We start from the raw sequence: 16,665 nt of genomic DNA on the forward strand, positions 1-16,665 counted from the left end.
GCAAAACAAGAACCAGGGCGTCAAGCCCGTCCGTAGGAGACTCGTTATGAAATTGCAGGACAAAGTAGCGTTCGTGACCGGCGCCGCCCAGGGTATGGGCCTGGCCATTGCCCGCCGCTTCGTGGAAGAGGGCGCACGGGTAGTGGCAGCCGACATCAACCTCGACAGCCTGCGCGAAGGCCTCGGCGATCTGGGTGACAAGGTGTTGCCGGTGGTCTGCAACGTGGCCGACAGCGCATCTGTGGCCGACGCGGTGAGTCTCGCCGAGAAACACTTCGGTCGCCTCGACATCCTGGTCAACAACGCCGGCGTCGGCGGCCTGGACAGCTTCCTCGACACGCCCGACGAGAGCTGGCAGCGGGTCATCGGCGTCAACCTCACCGGCGCCTTCTTCTGCGCCCGGGAAAGCGCCCGGCTGATGGTCAAGGGCGGCGCGGGCGGCAGCATCATCAACCTCTCCAGCACGTCGGCGCTGACGGGGGAAGGCCCCAATCACTACTGCGCTTCGAAGGCCGGAATCATGGGGCTGACCCGTGGTATCGCCAGGGAGCTGGCGGGCCATGGTATTCGCGTCAACACCCTGGTGCCCGGTCCGACCGACACGCCGATGATGGCCGGCATTCCCGACGAAATGATGGCGGACCTGCTCAAGGGCGTACCGCTGGGTCGCCTGTGCAGCACTGACGAAATCGCCCGCGTCGCGGCCTTCCTGGCCAGCGAGGAAGCCAGCTTCATCACCGGCCAGAACATCGCCGTCAACGGCGGCATGGCCTTCATCTGATCAGGGGAATTGCAATGTCACGTCTCGCAGGAAAAATCGCATTTGTCACCGGTGCCAGCTCCGGAATCGGCGAGGCCACGGCCGTTCGTTTTGCCGAAGAGGGTGCTTTGGTGGTGCTCTGCGGCCGCCGCGAAGAGGCCCTGGCTGTTGTTCAGGAAAGAATTCTGAGCGCCGGTGGCAAGGCTGAAATCGCTGTGGCTGACGTCAGCAACGAGGCCGCTTATGTCGGCGCGATCGAAGCCACCGCTCAGCGTCATGGCCGCCTGGACATCCTGGTCAACAACGCCATGGCCTTTACCTGGGGCGCGGTGGACAGCATGTCCACCGCGGACTGGCACGCCAATTTCAAGACCACCGTGGACGGCACCTTCTGGGGTACCCGGACCGCGATGCGTCTGATGAAGGAAAAGGGTGGCGGCAGCATCGTCAACATCTCCTCGATCTGCGGCCAGTTCGGCACGGCCTGGATGAGCGGCTACTCGGCTGCCAAGGCCGCGGTGAACAACTTCAGTCGGGCGGTGGCCAGTGAAGGCGCGCCTTACGGCGTGCGCTGCAACGTTGTCGTCCCGGGCGTGGTCGATACCCCCGCCATGGCCGGCATGATGAGCGATGACAAGGCCCGCGGTAACACCGAAAAACTCATCCCGATGAAGCGCGTGGGCAAGCCGCTCGAACTGGCCAACGCGATCCTGTTCCTGGCCAGCGATGAAGCGTCCTACGTCACCGGCGCCTGCCTGAACGTTGACGGCGGCCGCAGCTCCGACCTGTACACCGTGTTTGAGTGAGGTGCCCATGAGCGATCAGGATCTTTTGACGCGTATCGACCGCCTGGAGTCGCTCGACGCGATTCGCCAGCTGGCCGGCAAGTACGCACTGTCGCTGGACATGCGCGACCTGGATGCCATGGCCAACTGCTTCGCGCCGGACGTGCGCGTGGGCCGTGACAAGGTGGGCCGCGCGCATCTGAAGGCCTGGCTCGACGACACCATGCGGCTGCAGTTCCACGGCACCTCCCATCACCTGGGCCAGCACATCATCGAGTTCAGCGATCCGGACCACGCCACCGGCGTGGTGTATTCGAAGAACGAACATGAAACCGGCCCCGAGTGGGTGATCATGCAGATGCTCTACTGGGACGACTACGAGCGTATCGACGGGCGCTGGTGCTTCCGCCGCCGACTGCCGTGCTACTGGTATGCGACCGACCTGAACAAGCCGCCCATCGGCGGTTTGAAGATGCGCTGGCCGGGCCGCGAACCCTATGCCGGGTCTTTCCATGAGCTGTTCCCGTCGTGGGATGCCTTCTGGGCCAATCGACCGAACAAGGACGAACTGCCCCAGGTCGCGGAACCGGCGCCGCTGGAAGGCTTCCTCGCGACGATGCGTGGCGGGGCGGCCGATCCGAAAATCCGCGTGCGCTGACCTTACACCCCCCTTGCCCATTCGCCCGCCCCGGCGGGTGGGCTTTTTTTTGCCGCCTGGCATCGCCGAGGCCGCTTCTCGGCGTCGGCCCCATTGAGGATCGATCGATGAATCCATTGTTCCAGCCGCTGCAGCTGGGTGAGCTGCAGCTCGCCAACCGCGTCGTGATGGCTCCGATGACCCGCAGCCGCGCCGATGCGCGTGGCGTACCGACCGCCGAAATGGTCGATTACTACCGCCAGCGTGCCGGGGCGGGCCTGATCGTGGCAGAAGGCACCGCGCCTTCGCCTGAAGGCCTCGGCTATTGCCGCACGCCAGCGATCTACGATGAGCAACAGGTCGCCGCCTGGCGCGCGGTAACCGATGCCGTGCATGCCGAGGGCGGCCTGATCGTCCTGCAGCTGATGCACGTCGGCCGTGCCGCCAGCCGTCACAACAAACCCGTGGGCGCGCGCACCGTCGCACCATCGGCGCTTCGCGCCAACGCCCAGGTGTACAGCGACGCCGCAGGGATGGTGGACACCGAGGAACCGCACGCGTTGGGCACCGAGGAAGTGGCCGAGGTGGTGCGTCAGTATCGCGACGCCGCCGTGCTGGCCCGTGAAGCCGGATTCGACGGTGTCGAGCTGCACTGCACCAGTGGCTACCTGCCGATGCAGTTCATGGCCAGCGGCAGCAACCAGCGCGAGGACTGCTATGGCGGTTCCGTGGAGAACCGCGTGCGCTTCCCTGCCGAGGTGCTGGCGGCCATGGCCCAGGCCATCGGTGCGGGTCGTGTCGGCTATCGGATGTGCCCGGGCAATCCGTACAACGACATCCAGGACGAGGATCCCGCCGGTACGGCCATTGCGCTGATGAAGGCAGTCGCTGCGCTGGGGCTGGCTTATCTGCATATCATGCGTTCACCTGTCGATGGACTGGATGCCTTCGCCCTCGCGCGCGAGCACGGCAACACGGCGCTGATCCTCAACGATGGCTTCGATGGCCCCGCCGCCGCCGCCGCGATTGAGGCCGGTCAGGGTGAAGCGGTGTCCTTCGCTCGCCACTTCATCGGTAACCCCGACCTGCCCCTGCGTCTGCGCAACGGCTGGCCGCTGGCGGGTTTTGACCGCAAGTCGCTCTACAGCTCAGGCCCAGCAGGTTATAGCGACTATCCTGCGTGGTCGGCTTGAATTCACGCTGGAGCGTGCGGCGGTAGAGAAAGAAAAAGCCCGCTTCGCTGAACGCGAAGCGGGCTTTTTCTTCGAGGGAGCACGGGTTGAATCAGCGTGCCCGCGGCTCGCGGGGCATGCCCAAGGCGCGCTCGGCGATGATGTTGCGCTGGATCTCGTTGCTGCCGCCGTAGATGGTGTCCGAGCGGGTGAAGAGAAACAGCGACTGCAGCCGTGACAGCTCATACGGCGCACCCTCCAGCAGCTCCGCCTGCGGGCCGAGCACGTCCATGGCCAGCTTGCCCAGGTCCCGGTGCCAGTTCGACCAGGCCAGCTTGTAGATCATCGCTTCGCCGCGCAGGCTGCCGTCCTGGGTGCCGGAGAGCATGCGCAGCGAGTTGTAGCGCAGCACCTTGAGGCCGACCCAGGCCTGGGCCAGGCGCTGGCGGATCAGCGGGTCGCGGTCGGCCCCGTTGTCTTGGGCGGCGCGGATGACCTCCTCGAGTTCGTTGCGAAACTGCATCTGCTGGCCGAGGGTCGACACGCCGCGCTCGAAGCCGAGCAACGTCATGGCCACCTTCCAACCATCGCCCGGCGCGCCGATGATGTTGTCCGCCGCGGTGCGGGCGTCGCTGAAGAACACCTCGTTGAACTCGCTGGTTCCGGTCAGCTGCTGAATCGGCTGCACGGCGATGCCGGGCTGGTCCATCGGTACCAGAAGGAAGGTCAGGCCCTTGTGGCCCAAGCTTCCCTGTTCCGTGCGCGCCAGCACGAAACACCACTGCGATTCATGGGCCAGAGAGGTCCAGACCTTCTGCCCGTTGATGATCCACTCGCCATTTTCCAGCTGGGCGCGGGTCTTGACGCCGGCCAGGTCCGAGCCCGCGCTGGGTTCGGAATACCCCTGGCACCAGAACTCGCGACCTTCGAGGATGCCGGGGAGGAACCGCTGTCGCTGCTCCTCGCTGCCCAGCGCGACCAGCGTCGGTCCGATCAGACCCTCGCCGATGTGGCCCATGCGGCCGGGGCCGCCGGCGCGGGCGTACTCTTCATGGAAGATCACCTGCTGCGAGATGGACAGGCCGCGGCCACCGCACTCGCTGGGCCAGCCGATGCCGATCCAGCCGCCTTTGGCCAGCTCTCGCTCCCAGGCTTTGCGCTCCTCGGGGAACATGTGCTCATCGCCCGGTCCGCCGCGAAAACGCAACGGCTCGAATTCACCGCACAGGTGCGTCTGGAGCCAGTCGGCGACCTGCCGGCGGAACGCTTCGTCTTCGGCACTGAATCCAATTTTCATGGGCGGGACTCCAGGATGTGGGCGGCCAGGCGTTCACGGTGCCAGGCCGGGGTGCCCAGCAGCTGCTCGCTGGCGCGGGCGCGTTTGAAGTAAAGGTGGGGATCGTATTCCCAGGTGAAACCGACGCCGCCGTGCAGCTGGATGGACTCGGCGGCGCAGAGCATGAAGGCCTCGCTGGCCTCGCTCTTGGCAATGGGGGCGGCTTCGCTCAGTTCGGCCTTGAGTTGCGGGTCGCCGTCCGGCGCCAGCACCTGCTGGGCGATACAGGCGGCGTAGTAGGCGGCTGAGCGGCTGTTCTCGATGTGCAGCATGAGGTCCGCGCAGCGGTGCTTGATCGCCTGGAAGCTGGCAATCGGACGGTTGAACTGCTGGCGCTCGCTGATATAGCTCAGGGTGAGGTTGAGGCAGCGCTGGGCGGCGCCGGTCTGCTCGCAGGCGAGGGCGATGGCGCCGATTTGCAGCGCTTGTTCCAGCAGGGCGGTGGCGTCCTGGTCGAGCGTCAGGCTCTGCGCCGGCGCGACCGCCACGTTGGTGAGCCTGATCCGCGCCAGCCGGCGGGTCTGGTCAAGGGTCGGCAGGGCGCTGCGCTCGATACCGGCCTGGTTCGCGGGTACCGCGAACAGGGCAAGACGACCGTCCTCGTGCTCGGCGGCAAGGATCAGCAGATCGGCGCTGGCGCCGTCGAGCACCGCGTCGTATTCGCCCTCCAGTCGCCAACCTTCGGCGTCTACGCGTGCGCTCGGTTGGCGGGAGGCCAGCCAGCCGTTGCGCTCCTGCCGGAAGGCGAGGGTGGCGGTCATCGTGCCTGCGGCCAGCTCGGGCAGCCAGGCTTCGCGCAGGGGTTCGTTGCCGCCCAGCAGCAGCGCCGGCGTGGCCAGGCAGGCGCTGGACAGGAAGGGCGCGCAGAGCAGGTGTTGGCCCATCTGTTCGAGCAGGACCGCCTGCTCGACGAAGCCCATGCCGACGCCGCCGTACTGTTCGGGAATCATCAGGGCAGGCCAGTAAAGTTCCTCAGCAATCTGCTTCCAGACCCCGACGTCGTAGCCCTGCGGGCTTTGCATGGCGGTGCGTACGGCTGCCGAGTCCGACGCTTTGGCCAGGAAGCCGACGGCGCTCTCTTGAATCATCAATTGTTCTTCGTTGAAGGCGAAGTCCATGAACTGGCTCCTTAGGTAATTACGCGGCGAGTGTGGCCACTGAGATGCCGATGCGAATCCCCAAAAAGGACTAGCCCGGATCCGGGCCGCTGCCGACGTGAACGTCGCTGAAAAGCCCGGGTTCACGAGGCGGTCACCCGTAGTCTCAATGGACGATGAACCCACGGCGCGCCTTTCGCAGAATGCCGCTCAACTGGCCAGAAACCTTTGCAGGAGCAGCGGCATGATCAAGATCCGTGGTTTGAGTTACCTCGTCGCCCAGGTGCAGAACCTGAGCGAGTGGCAGCGTTACGCCGAGGACGTGCTCGGCATGCAGGTCAATCCCGCGCCGGGTGGCGGCCTCTATGTGAAGATGGATGAGCGTCCGTTTCGCATGCTCATCGTTGAAGGTGCGGATGCGCGTTATGTTGCCTCCGGCTGGGAAGTGGCCGACGAGAAGGCCTACGCGCAAGCGCTTCAAGTGTTTGCCGACAAGGGTGTGGCCGTTGAGCAGGGCTCAGCCGCCGAATGCGGCCAGCGCGGCGTGCAGGCGCTCGCCGTGGTCGTTGACCCCTCCGGCAATCGCCACGAACTGTCGTGGGGCCATCGTTCCGACTGTCAGCCCTTCGTCTCGCCCCAGGGCGTACCGCGCTTCGTGACCGGCGACATGGGGCTGGGTCATACGGTGTTGCCCGCGCCCAACTTCGACGCCACGTCGGCGTTCGCGCGCGATGTGCTGGGCTTTGAGGTCTCCGATGTCTTCAATTTCCGCCCGGCGCCTGACGCGCCGCCAGTTCGCATCCACTTTCTGCATTGCGCCAACGCCCGCCATCACAGCCTGGCCCTGGCCGAGTACCCCGTGCCCAGCGGCTGCGTGCACGCCATGGTGGAAGTGGACTCGATGACCGAGGTCGGTCGCGCCCACGACCGCATGCAGGCCGCCGGCGTAGCGCTGTCGGCGACGCTCGGTCAGCACCTCAACGACCGCATGACCAGTTTCTACATGAAGACTCCGTCCGGCTTCGATCTCGAATACGGCTACGGCGGCCTGCAAGTGGACTGGAACGAGCACAGCACCTTCGAATTCACCCGCGTGAGCATCTGGGGGCACGACTTCTCGGTCGGCCGCCAGCAATAAGGAATCGCCATGAACAAGCAGATGACAACCCAGGAGGCCGTGGCCCTGCTGAAGGACGGCATGACCGTAGGCTTCGGCGGCTGGGGCCCGCGCCGCAAACCGATGGCCGTGGTGCGCGAGATCCTGCGCTCGGACGTCAAGGATCTCACCGTGGTCGGCTATGGCGGCCCGGAAATGGGCATGCTGTGCGCCGCTGGCAAGGTCAAGAAGCTGATCTTCTGCTTCGCGACGCTGGATGCCATTCCCCTGGAACCCTGGTTTCGCAAGTGCCGCCAGGCCGGCCAGCTCAAGGAGCTGATGGAGCTGGACGAAGGCATGTACCAGTGGGGGCTGCGGGCCGCCGGCATGCGCCTGCCATTCCTGCCCACCCGCTGTGGCCTGGCCACCGACGTGACGCGCCTGAATCCCGAGCTCAAGACCATCCGCTCGCCTTACGACGACGGTGAAGTGCTGCTGGCGATGCCGGCGCTGAACCTGGACATCAGCTTCCTGCATGTCAATGAGGCTGACCGCCTGGGCAACACCCTGATCACCGGCAACGATCCCTACTTCGATCATCTGATGGCTCGGGCCTCCGCCCAGTGCGTGGTGTCCTGCGAGCGCATCAGCGATCGGCTGGAACTCTCCGCCGAGCAGGCGCGCTTCAACCTCTTCGAGCGCTATCTGGTGACCGGCGTCGTGCATGCGCCCTTCGGCGCCCACCCGACCATCTGCGCACCGGAGTACGGCTGGGACATGACGCACCTCAAGCGCTACGCCGAGTCGGCAGAGGGTGAAGGCGGCTGGGCGGCTTACATGGACGAATACGTCCACGTCAGCGAGGCCGATTACCAGACCAAGAACGGCGGCCAAGACCGCCTGCGTACGCTGGCCCTGCCGGTGTTCTGAGGAGTTCGACATGAGCGTTGCAGAGAATTATTCACTTGCCGAACTGATGATCGTCGCCGCCAGCGAGGCCTGGCGCGACAACGGCGAGGTCTTCGCGTCGGGGCTTGGCATATTGCCGCGGCTGGGCGCCAGCCTCGCCAAGCTGACCCACACCCCCGAGCTGCTGATGACCGACAGCGAGTGCTTCCTCGTGGAAGAGCCGATTCCGGTCGGCCCGCGTGGCGACTACGTACCCAAGTATTCCGGTTATCTGGGGTTTGAGCGCGTGTTCGAAAGCGTGTGGGGCGGGCGCCGCCACGCGATGATCGGCCCGACCCAGGTCGACCGCTTCGCCCAGACCAACCTGTCGGCCATCGGCGGCGACTACTACCAGCCGAAGATCGCCATGCTCGGCGTGCGCGGCCTGCCAGGCAACAGCATCAACCACAAGAACTCCTTCCTGGTGCCCAACCACTCGACCCGCTCGCTGGTGGCGGACGTGGACATGGTGTCAGGCGTCGGCTTCAACCCGGAGCGCTGGGAGGAGGGCATGGACGCTTCGCTGATGTCGGTGGGCATTCTCCTGACCGATCTGTGCGTGATCGACTACAACGGGCCGAACCATGCGCCCCAGGTGCGTTCTCTGCATCCCGGCGTGAGCTTCGCGCAGGTGCAGGAAAACACCGGCTTCGAGCTGCTGGCCGCACCGGACATGGGTATCACGCCGGCGCCCACCGAGGCCCAACTGGAACTCATCCGCCGCCTGGACCCGCACGATCTGCGCAGCAAGCAGCTCAAGGGTAATCCGCCCGGCATTCGTCAGGCCTGAATCGGGAGCCGCGTCAATGAGCGAATTTATCGAACGCGTGGACGCCAGCGAGTACGAGACCGACGAGCCGGTGCGCTACGCGGTGCAGGACGGCATCGCCACGGTGACCATGAGCCGCCCCAGCTTCAACAACGCGCAGAACTCGCAGATGACCTATTCGCTGGATGCGGCCTTTCGCCGGGCGGTGGCCGATGACGCGGTCAAGGTCATCGTCCTGCGTGGCGAAGGCAAGCACTTCTCCGCCGGACACGACATCGGCACGCCGGCCCGCGATATCAACAAGTCGTTCGACCGGGTCAATCTGCTCTGGGATCACACCAACAAACCCGGCGGCGAGTTTCTTTACATGCGCGAGCAGGAGGTCTACCTCGGCATGTGCCGGCGCTGGCGCGAGATGCCCAAGCCGACCATCGCCATGGTGCAGGGCGCTTGCATCGCTGGCGGGCTGATGCTGGCCTGGGTTTGCGACTTCATCGTCGCCAGTGACGATGCCTTCTTTCAGGACCCTGTGGTGCGCATGGGGATACCCGGCGTTGAATACTTCGCTCATCCCTATGAAATGAGTCCGCGCATCGCCAAGGAATTTCTCATGACCGGCGATCGCATGGGCGCGGCGCGGGCCTACGAGGTGGGCATGGTCAATCGCGTGGTCCCGCGCGAGGCGCTGGAAAGTGCTGTGCTTGAGCTGGCCGGCAAGATCGCCGCTCAGCCGCGCATGGGGCTGGCGCTGACCAAGCAGGCGATCAACCACGTCGAGGATCTGGCCGGCAAGCGCACCGCCATGGATGCCGTCTTCGCCTGGCACCACTTCGCCCACACCCACAACGAACTCTTGTCCGGCGACAAGCTCGGCGGTTACGACGCCAAGGCCATGGCCGCGGCGAACAAGAAATCCGCGGGAGAACGCTGATGTCCTGGCTCGAGACGGAACTGACGCGGCGCCTGGGTTGCCGCTATCCGGTGGTGCAGACCGCCATGGGCTGGGTCGCCGATGCCAACCTGGTGATCGGTACCACCCGTGGCGGCGGTTTTGGCTTTCTCGCCGCCGCCACCCTGAACACGGCGCAGACCCGCAGCGAGATCGAAAAGATCATTGCCGCCACCGGCAGCCGCAACTTCGGCCTGAACTTCCACATGTTTCAGGAGAACGCCGCCGATTGCGTGGACATGGCCATCGAATACGGCCTCAAGGCCGTCAGCTACGGCCGTGGCCCGGATGCCGCGACCGTGCAGCGCTTCAAGGATGCCGGTGTGCTCTGCATCCCTACCGTGGGGGCGATCAAGCATGCGCTCAAGGCGGTGCAGATGGGCGCCGACATGATCACCATCCAGGGCGGCGAGGGCGGCGGCCACACCGGCGGCGTGCCCAGTTCGATCCTGTTGCCCCAGGTGCTCGATGCGGTGAACGTGCCGGTCATCGCCGCCGGTGGCTTTTCCACTGGGCGAGGGCTGGCCTCGGCGCTGGCCGCAGGCGCCTGTGGCATTGCCATGGGCACGCGTTTTCTGATGAGCCAGGAGTCACCGACCCCGGCCCAGACGCTGGAACGCTACCTCAAGGTGACTGACCCGCAACAGATTCGCGTGACCCTGGCGGTCGACGGCATGCGCCACCGGATGATCGAGAACGCCTTCATCAATCGCCTGGAAAAGGCCAGCGGCCTGGGCCGGTTGCTGATCGCCCTGCGCAGTGCCTGGAGCTGGAAGCAACAGACCGGCATGAGCAGCGCACACATGCTGCGCACCTTGCTGCAGGTGCTGAAGGAAGAGCCTGAAGCGCTGTCGCAAACCATCATGGCCTCGAACCAGCCGGTGTTGTTGCAGAAATCCATGCAGGACGGCCTGCCGGACGAGGGCATTCTGCCGTCGGGCCAAGTGGCTGCGGCCATCGATGCGCTGGCCAGTTGCGAAACCATCATCCGCGAAATCGTCGAGCAGGCCGACGCCCGCCTGGCCGATCTCTATCAACGCAGCGCCCAGCCACGGGGCCAGGCAAGCAGGAGCGCATCATGAGCACCGCATTTAGCGTCATAACCGAAAACGGCATTGCCGAACTGGTGATTGCCAAGCCGCCGGTCAACGCCCTGGACAGCCACGAATGGCAGGGCCTGGCCAACCTGATCAACGAACTGGGCAGCGACCCGGAAACCCGTGTGATCGTGATCCGCGCCGAGGGCCGTGGTTTCTGCGCAGGTGTCGATATCAAGGAGCTGGATCAACACCCTGAGCTGATCGTCAAGGTCAACCGTGGCAACTATGAAACCTTCAAGGCCGTGCACCGTTGCCCGGTGCCGGTGATCGTTGCGGTACACGGCTTCGTCCTCGGTGGCGGCATCGGCATCACTGGCGCGGCCGACATTGTTGTGGCCTCCGAATGCGCCACCTTCGCCCTGCCGGAGGTGGATCGCGGCGCCATGGGCGGCGGCGCGCACCTGCAGCGCCTGTTCCCGGTGCAGAAGGTCCGCTACCTGTTCTTTACCGGCGAGAAAATCGGCGCCCGTGATGCCGAGCGTTACGGCTTTATCGAGCGTGTGGTGGCCAAAGACGAGCTGCGTGGCGCGGCCATGGACATCGCCGCCAAGATCGCTGCCAAGAGCCCGGCCATGATCCGTATCGCCAAGGAAGCGCTCAACGGCATCGAAGACGGCAACCTGGAAGACAAGTACCGCTGGGAGCAGGGCTTCACCCTGCAGGCCTACAACGAGGCCGATTCGGCGGAGACTCGCCGCGCCTTCGTCGAAAAACGCGACGCGAAGTTCTGAGGCACGCCATGGACCTGACGTATACCGAAAAACAAAAAGCCTTCCGCGCCGAAGTGCGCGCCTGGCTAAAGGCCAACCTGCCCAAGGAACCCCTGGCCAGCTACGACACCCGCGAAGGTTTCGAGCAGCACCGCGCCTGGGAAAGCACATTGTTCGAGGCGCGCTACTCCATGGTGATGTGGCCCGAGCATCTGGGCGGCCGTGGCTGCGACCTGATCGAATGGCTGATCTTCGAGGAAGAGTATTACGGCGCCGGCGCGCCCATGCGGGTCAACATCAACGGCCAGCTGCTGCTGGGCTCGACGCTGATGGAGTTCGGCACCGAGGAGCAAAAGCGCGATTTCCTGCCGCGCACGGCGTCCAGCGAGATCATGTGGGCCCAGGCCTGGTCCGAACCCAATGCCGGTTCAGACATGGCAGCCATCACCTCCAAGGCGACCCGCGACGGCGATCACTATGTGCTCAACGGCCAGAAAACCTGGTCCACACGCGCCAGCTTCGCCGACATGGCCTTTGGTCTGTTTCGCAGCGATCCGGCTTCTTCGCGCCATCACGGCCTGAGCTTTCTGATGGTGCCGCTGGATACCCCCGGCGTGACCATCCGCCCGATCAAGGCGCTCAATGGCAAGGATGCCTTCGCCGAGATCTTTTTTGATGACGTGCGGGTGCCGGTGGCGCAGCGTATCGGTGACGAAGGCCAGGGCTGGCACGTGGCCATGGCCACGGCCGGCTTCGAGCGCGGCCTGCTGCTGCGCTCGCCGGCGCGCTTCCAGTCCGCCGCCACGCGACTGGTCGAGCTATATCGCGCCAACCGCGAGCTGGCCGACCGTGACCCGAGCATTCGCGATGCGGTGGTACGGGCCTGGATGGGCGCCGAAGCCTATTGCCTGGGCGCCTACCACACCGTGGGCCGCCTTAGCCGTGGCGAGAAGATCGGCGCCGAGTCGAGCACCAACAAGATCGTCTGGTCCGAGCTGGATCTGCTGATCAACGAGACCGCGATGCGCATCCTCGGTGCCCGTGGCGAGTTGCGCAGCGGCGCGCCGCTGCTGGAGGCCGAAGAGGATGGCTGGCTGGAGGGCTTCCTGTTCGCCCAGGCCGGGCCCATCTACGCCGGCACCAACGAAATTCAGCGCAACATCATTGCCGAGCGGATGCTCGGTTTGCCGAAGTGAGGGGCGGGCGATGAACTTCATCTTTACCGACGACCAACTGGCGTTCCGTGAGGCCATCAGCCGTTTCCTGATGACCGAGGCTGCCCCCGAAATGCTCCGCGACATCTGGGAAACCGATGCCGGACGTTCGCCCGATCTGCGCGGCAAGATCGCCGAGCAGGGCCTGACCGCGCTTTCGGTGCCCGAAGAATGTGGCGGCCTGGGCATGGACGACATTGCCTGGGCGCTGATGACCCAGGAGCTTGGCTACTACGCCATTCCCGACTCGCTGGCCGACACCGCCTATGTGGCGGTGGGCCTGCTCGCCGCTCTGCCGCAGAGCGAGCAACGCGATGCCTGGCTGGCGCAGATCGCCGAAGGCAGCGTCCGCGTGGCCGTGGGCCACCCGGTCAATCCCTGGGTAGCCGATGCAGGACTGGCCGACTGGCTGTTGCTGGCCCATCAGGATGAAGTGCACATGGTCCCGCGCAATCAGGTATCGGTGCAGGGCAATGCCAGCATCGATGCCTCGCGGCGTCTGTACACCGTGACCTGGACACCGGGCAGCGCGACCCGTGTGGCAGAGGCCCAATCGGGGCGGGCGCTGTGGGCCGAGAGCCTGAATCGCGGCGCCTTGTCGGTGGCCGGTCAGTTGATCGGCCTGGCCCAGCGCATGCTCGATCTGTCGGTCGACTACGTGGCCCAGCGCAAGCAGTTCGGCAAGCCGATCGGCAGCTTCCAGGCGGTCAAGCATCACCTGGCCGATGTCGCCACCCAGGTTGAATTCGCCAAGCCGGTGCTCTACCGCGCCGCCCATGCCCTGGCCAAGGGCGAAGCGGACGTTGACGTGCGCATTTCCCACGCGCGCCTGGCGTGCTGCGAAGCCAGCTGGCTGGCCGCCCGTCACGGTATCCAGGTGCACGGCGCCATGGGGTACACCTGGGAGGTGGACCTGCAGATGTTCATGAAGCGTGCGTGGGCACTGGACAACGCCTGGGGCGACCGTGCGCTTCACAAAACCCGGGTCGAACAGCACCTGCTCGGTGCCGCGTTGCTGCCTGGCAACACTTTCGAGGAATGAACCATGCCTGAAGCCTACATAGTCGACGCCCTGCGCACGCCTACCGGCAAGCGCAAGGGCAGCCTGGCCCACGTGCATGCCGTCGACCTGGGCGCCCATGTGCTCAAGGCGCTGGTGGAGCGCAATGCAATTCCGGACGATGAATACGATGACGTGATCTTTGGTTGCGTCGATACCATCGGATCGCAGGCCGGTGACATCGCGCGTACCAGCTGGCTGGCCGCGGGGCTGGCGCTGAACGTGCCGGGTACCACAGTGGACCGCCAGTGCGGATCGTCGCAACAGGCGCTGCATTTTGCCGCCCAAGCGGTGATGAGCGGCACCCAGGACGTGATTGCCGTCGGGGGTGTGCAGACCATGACGCAAATCCCCATTTCCTCGGCCATGCTGGCCGGTCAGCCGCTGGGCTTCCCGGACCCCTTCTCGGGCAGTGTCGGCTGGCGTGCGCGTTTCACCGATCAGCCGGTGAACCAGTTCTATGCCGCGCAGCGCATTGCCGATCACTGGCAGGTCAGCCGCGCCGACATGGAAGATTTTTCGCTGGAGAGCCATCGCCGTGCCCTGGCGGCCATCGAGGCGGGCCGCTTTGCGCGCGAGACAGTCGCCTGCGAAGGGCTGTCGGTCGATGAGACCCCGCGGGTCACCACCCTGGAGAAGATGGCCAGCCTGGAGCCGGTCGATCCGCAATACCCGAGCATCACGGCAGCGGTCTCCAGCCAGACCTGCGATGCCTCGGCAGCGCTGCTGGTGGTGTCGGAGGCGGCGCTCAAGCGCTACAACCTGACCCCTCGCGCGCGCATTCATCACCTGAGCGTGCGCGGCGACGACCCGGTCTGGCACCTCACCGCGCCGATCGAGGCGACCCGTCATGCGCTGAAGAAAGCCGGCATGCGCATCGCCGACATCGGCCGGGTGGAAATCAACGAGGCCTTCGCCTCGGTGGTGATGGCCTGGGCCAAGGAGCTGGATTACGACCCGGCACGCACCAACGTCAACGGCGGCGCCATCGCCCTGGGCCATCCCCTGGGCGCAACGGGTGCGCGCCTGGCGACCACGCTGCTGCACGAACTGGAGCGCAGCGGCGAGCGCTACGGCTTGCAGACCATGTGCGAAGGCGGTGGTCAGGCCAACGTCACCATTATCGAACGCCTGTAACAAGGCCCCTGCGCCCGAATGGGCGCAGGCTACGGACTCTGGAGAGCAAGACATGGGAATACTCAACGAACGCGTCGTGATCGTTACCGGCGCCGGGGGTGGTCTGGGTGCGGCCCATGCACGGGTTTTCGCCGCCGAGGGCGCCTGCGTGGTGGTCAACGACATCAATCAGGCAGCGGCGCAGAAGGTGGTCGATGAGATCCTCGCCGCCGGCGGCCGGGCGCTGGCCAACGCTAGCGACATCACTGATTACGCCGACAGCGAGAACGCGGTGAAGCAGGCCATCGAGGTTTTTGGCGATCTGCATGTGGTGGTGAACAACGCCGGCATCAACCGTGACCGCATGTTCGCCTCGATGACCGAGGCCGAGTGGGACGCCATCATGGCGGTGCACTTGAAGGGTCATTTCTGCATCAGCTCGCATGCGGTGCACTACTGGCGCGACCAGTCCAAGGCGGGCAGAAAGGTGGACGCGCGCATCATCAACACCACCTCCGGGGCCGGCCTGCAGGGCTCCATCGGGCAGTCCAACTATGCCGCCGCCAAGGCCGGCATCGCCGCGCTGACGCTGAACCAGGCGGCAGAGTTGGGTCGCTATGGGATCACCGCCAACGCCGTTGCGCCGGCGGCGCGCACCGGCATGACCACCGCGGTGGAAGCCATGGCCGCGCGCATGGCCGCACCGGACGATGGCAGCTTCGACTACTGGGCGCCGGAAAACGTCTCCTCGCTGCTGGCCTGGCTGGCGTCCGCCGAGTCGGCCCATGTCACTGGGCGGGTGTTCGAGGCCGAAGGTGGCAAGATCTCCATCGCCGACGGCTGGCGCACCACCCAGGGCGTCGACAAGGGTGATCGCTGGCAGCCTGCCGAAGTCGGTGAGGCCATGCAGGCGCTGCTCGCCGCCGAAGTGCCGGCGCAGAAGGTCTACGGAAGCTGAGACCCCAGCACCCTTAAAGCGCCGTGGCCGCTCTATGCGGCCACGCGTGTTTCTGGCCACCGGCATTCTGCCGAGCCATGGGCGGCCACGTCCGTTTTGACGATGTTGCCGCTGCCCGCGACCGGTATACCTGGCAATGAACTGTCATTACCGAGGTATGCACCGTGAGACAAGCTCCCGCCTATGTTCCTGGTCATCAACTGCTGGCCGGCAAATCCGTGCTAATCACCGCCGCCGCCGGCGCTGGCATCGGCTACGCCGCCGCCAAGCGCTGCGCCGAGGAAGGCTGCCGCGCGCTGATGATTTCCGATATTCATCCGCGCCGCCTGGAAGAGGCGGTGGAGCGGCTGAAGGCCGAAACCGGTCTGCAAGCTGTCTACGGCCAGTTGTGCAACGTGGTGATCGAAGACGAGGTGCAGGCCTTGGTGGCCGCCGCTGAGCAGGCGCTTGGCGGTGTCGATGTGCTGATCAACAACGCCGGGCTCGGCGGGCAGAAGCGTGTCACCGAAATGACCGATGAAGAATGGTTGCGGGTCATCGACGTGACGCTCACCGGTACCTTCCGCATGACCCGCGCGATGCTGCCGCACATGGAGCGCCGCGGGACCGGTGCCATCGTCAACAACGCGTCGGTGCTCGGCTGGCGCGCGCAGAAGGAGCAGGCGCACTACGCCGCGGCCAAGGCGGGGGTCATGGCGCTGACCCGCTGCAGCGCGGTGGAGGCGGCCGAACATGGGGTGCGCATCAATGCGGTGTCGCCGTCCATCGCGCTGCACGACTTTCTGAGGAAAGCCTCCAGCGACGAGTTGCTGGAGCAATTGGCCAGCCGCGAAGCCTTTGGCCGTGCCGCCGAGGTGTGGGAAGTGGCCAACGTGATGATTTTCCTGGCCAGCGACTACGCCTCCTACATGGTCGGCGAAGTGCTCTCGGTCAGCTCGCAGCACGCCTGAGGACGCCG

The 16,665-nt window shown here is 65.5% G+C and carries 17 protein-coding genes; 15 read left to right on the forward strand and 2 right to left on the reverse strand.

Translation table 11 applies throughout. The annotated features are described in order from the left end of the window. Positions 1–46: 46 nt before the first annotated feature. From H9642_RS16260 to H9642_RS16275, 4 genes are all read left to right on the forward strand, one after another. Entirely contained in the window at positions 47–781 is a 735-nt protein-coding gene (locus H9642_RS16260) for an SDR family NAD(P)-dependent oxidoreductase (RefSeq protein WP_251837517.1), read from the forward strand. A gap of 14 nt (positions 782–795) precedes the next feature. Beyond that, positions 796–1,566 carry an SDR family NAD(P)-dependent oxidoreductase gene (locus tag H9642_RS16265; RefSeq protein WP_251837518.1) on the forward strand — a complete coding sequence of 257 codons (771 nt, stop codon included), beginning with the start codon at positions 796–798 and terminating at the stop codon, positions 1,564–1,566. Between the two features lie 7 nt (positions 1,567–1,573). After that, entirely contained in the window at positions 1,574–2,203 is a 630-nt protein-coding gene (locus H9642_RS16270) for a nuclear transport factor 2 family protein (RefSeq protein WP_251837519.1), read from the forward strand. A 107-nt stretch (positions 2,204–2,310) separates the two neighbouring features. Next, positions 2,311–3,375, forward strand: coding sequence for an alkene reductase (locus tag H9642_RS16275; RefSeq protein ID WP_251837520.1), 1,065 nt, complete (start codon positions 2,311–2,313; stop codon positions 3,373–3,375). A 91-nt stretch (positions 3,376–3,466) separates the two neighbouring features. Here H9642_RS16275 and H9642_RS16280 read toward each other — a convergent pair whose 3' ends face one another. Together H9642_RS16280 and H9642_RS16285 are read right to left on the reverse strand one after the other, a co-directional pair. After that, the gene (locus H9642_RS16280; protein ID WP_251837521.1) at positions 3,467–4,651 is read right to left on the reverse strand and encodes an acyl-CoA dehydrogenase family protein; all 1,185 of its coding nucleotides are present in this window, start codon (positions 4,649–4,651) and stop codon (positions 3,467–3,469) included. Further along, a complete protein-coding gene (locus H9642_RS16285) occupies positions 4,648–5,808 on the reverse strand; it encodes an acyl-CoA dehydrogenase family protein (RefSeq protein ID WP_251837522.1) in 1,161 nt (386 codons plus the stop codon). The genes H9642_RS16280 and H9642_RS16285 overlap by 4 nt, the downstream gene beginning before the upstream one ends. Before the next feature lie 223 nt (positions 5,809–6,031). Between H9642_RS16285 and H9642_RS16290 the strand changes: the two genes are divergently transcribed. The 11 genes from H9642_RS16290 (at position 6,032) to H9642_RS16340 (ending at position 16,657) form a co-directional block, all read left to right on the forward strand. Next, on the forward strand, positions 6,032–6,925 hold the full coding sequence (locus tag H9642_RS16290; protein WP_251837523.1) for a VOC family protein: 894 nt from the start codon (positions 6,032–6,034) through the stop codon (positions 6,923–6,925). A 9-nt stretch (positions 6,926–6,934) separates the two neighbouring features. After that, entirely contained in the window at positions 6,935–7,813 is an 879-nt protein-coding gene (locus tag H9642_RS16295) for a CoA transferase subunit A (RefSeq protein WP_251837524.1), read from the forward strand. A 10-nt stretch (positions 7,814–7,823) separates the two neighbouring features. Beyond that, positions 7,824–8,621 (forward strand): CoA-transferase subunit beta, encoded by a 798-nt coding sequence (locus H9642_RS16300; RefSeq protein WP_251837525.1) that lies wholly within the window; start codon positions 7,824–7,826, stop codon positions 8,619–8,621. A 16-nt stretch (positions 8,622–8,637) separates the two neighbouring features. Next, positions 8,638–9,531 (forward strand): enoyl-CoA hydratase, encoded by an 894-nt coding sequence (locus tag H9642_RS16305; protein WP_251837526.1) that lies wholly within the window; start codon positions 8,638–8,640, stop codon positions 9,529–9,531. Then, entirely contained in the window at positions 9,528–10,631 is a 1,104-nt protein-coding gene (locus H9642_RS16310) for an NAD(P)H-dependent flavin oxidoreductase (protein ID WP_251837587.1), read from the forward strand. The genes H9642_RS16305 and H9642_RS16310 overlap by 4 nt, the downstream gene beginning before the upstream one ends. Next, entirely contained in the window at positions 10,628–11,380 is a 753-nt protein-coding gene (locus H9642_RS16315) for an enoyl-CoA hydratase family protein (protein WP_251837527.1), read from the forward strand. The genes H9642_RS16310 and H9642_RS16315 overlap by 4 nt, the downstream gene beginning before the upstream one ends. A gap of 8 nt (positions 11,381–11,388) precedes the next feature. Continuing rightward, positions 11,389–12,555: an acyl-CoA dehydrogenase family protein gene (locus H9642_RS16320; protein ID WP_251837528.1), complete on the forward strand. Its 1,167-nt coding sequence runs from the start codon at positions 11,389–11,391 to the stop codon at positions 12,553–12,555. A gap of 10 nt (positions 12,556–12,565) precedes the next feature. Further along, positions 12,566–13,615, forward strand: a complete 1,050-nt coding sequence (locus H9642_RS16325; RefSeq protein WP_251837529.1) for an acyl-CoA dehydrogenase family protein — start codon at positions 12,566–12,568, stop codon at positions 13,613–13,615. A gap of 3 nt (positions 13,616–13,618) precedes the next feature. Then, entirely contained in the window at positions 13,619–14,770 is a 1,152-nt protein-coding gene (locus H9642_RS16330) for an acetyl-CoA C-acetyltransferase (protein ID WP_251837530.1), read from the forward strand. 52 nt (positions 14,771–14,822) lie between these two features. Continuing rightward, the gene (locus H9642_RS16335) at positions 14,823–15,707 is read left to right on the forward strand and encodes an SDR family oxidoreductase (protein WP_251837531.1); all 885 of its coding nucleotides are present in this window, start codon (positions 14,823–14,825) and stop codon (positions 15,705–15,707) included. Positions 15,708–15,871: 164 nt separating this feature from the next. Beyond that, the gene (locus H9642_RS16340) at positions 15,872–16,657 is read left to right on the forward strand and encodes an SDR family oxidoreductase (protein WP_251837532.1); all 786 of its coding nucleotides are present in this window, start codon (positions 15,872–15,874) and stop codon (positions 16,655–16,657) included. Positions 16,658–16,665 lie beyond the last annotated feature (8 nt).

The sequence above is a fragment of the Serpens gallinarum genome (genome assembly GCF_014836765.1).
Taxonomy (GTDB): Bacteria; Pseudomonadota; Gammaproteobacteria; order Pseudomonadales; family Pseudomonadaceae; genus Serpens; species Serpens gallinarum.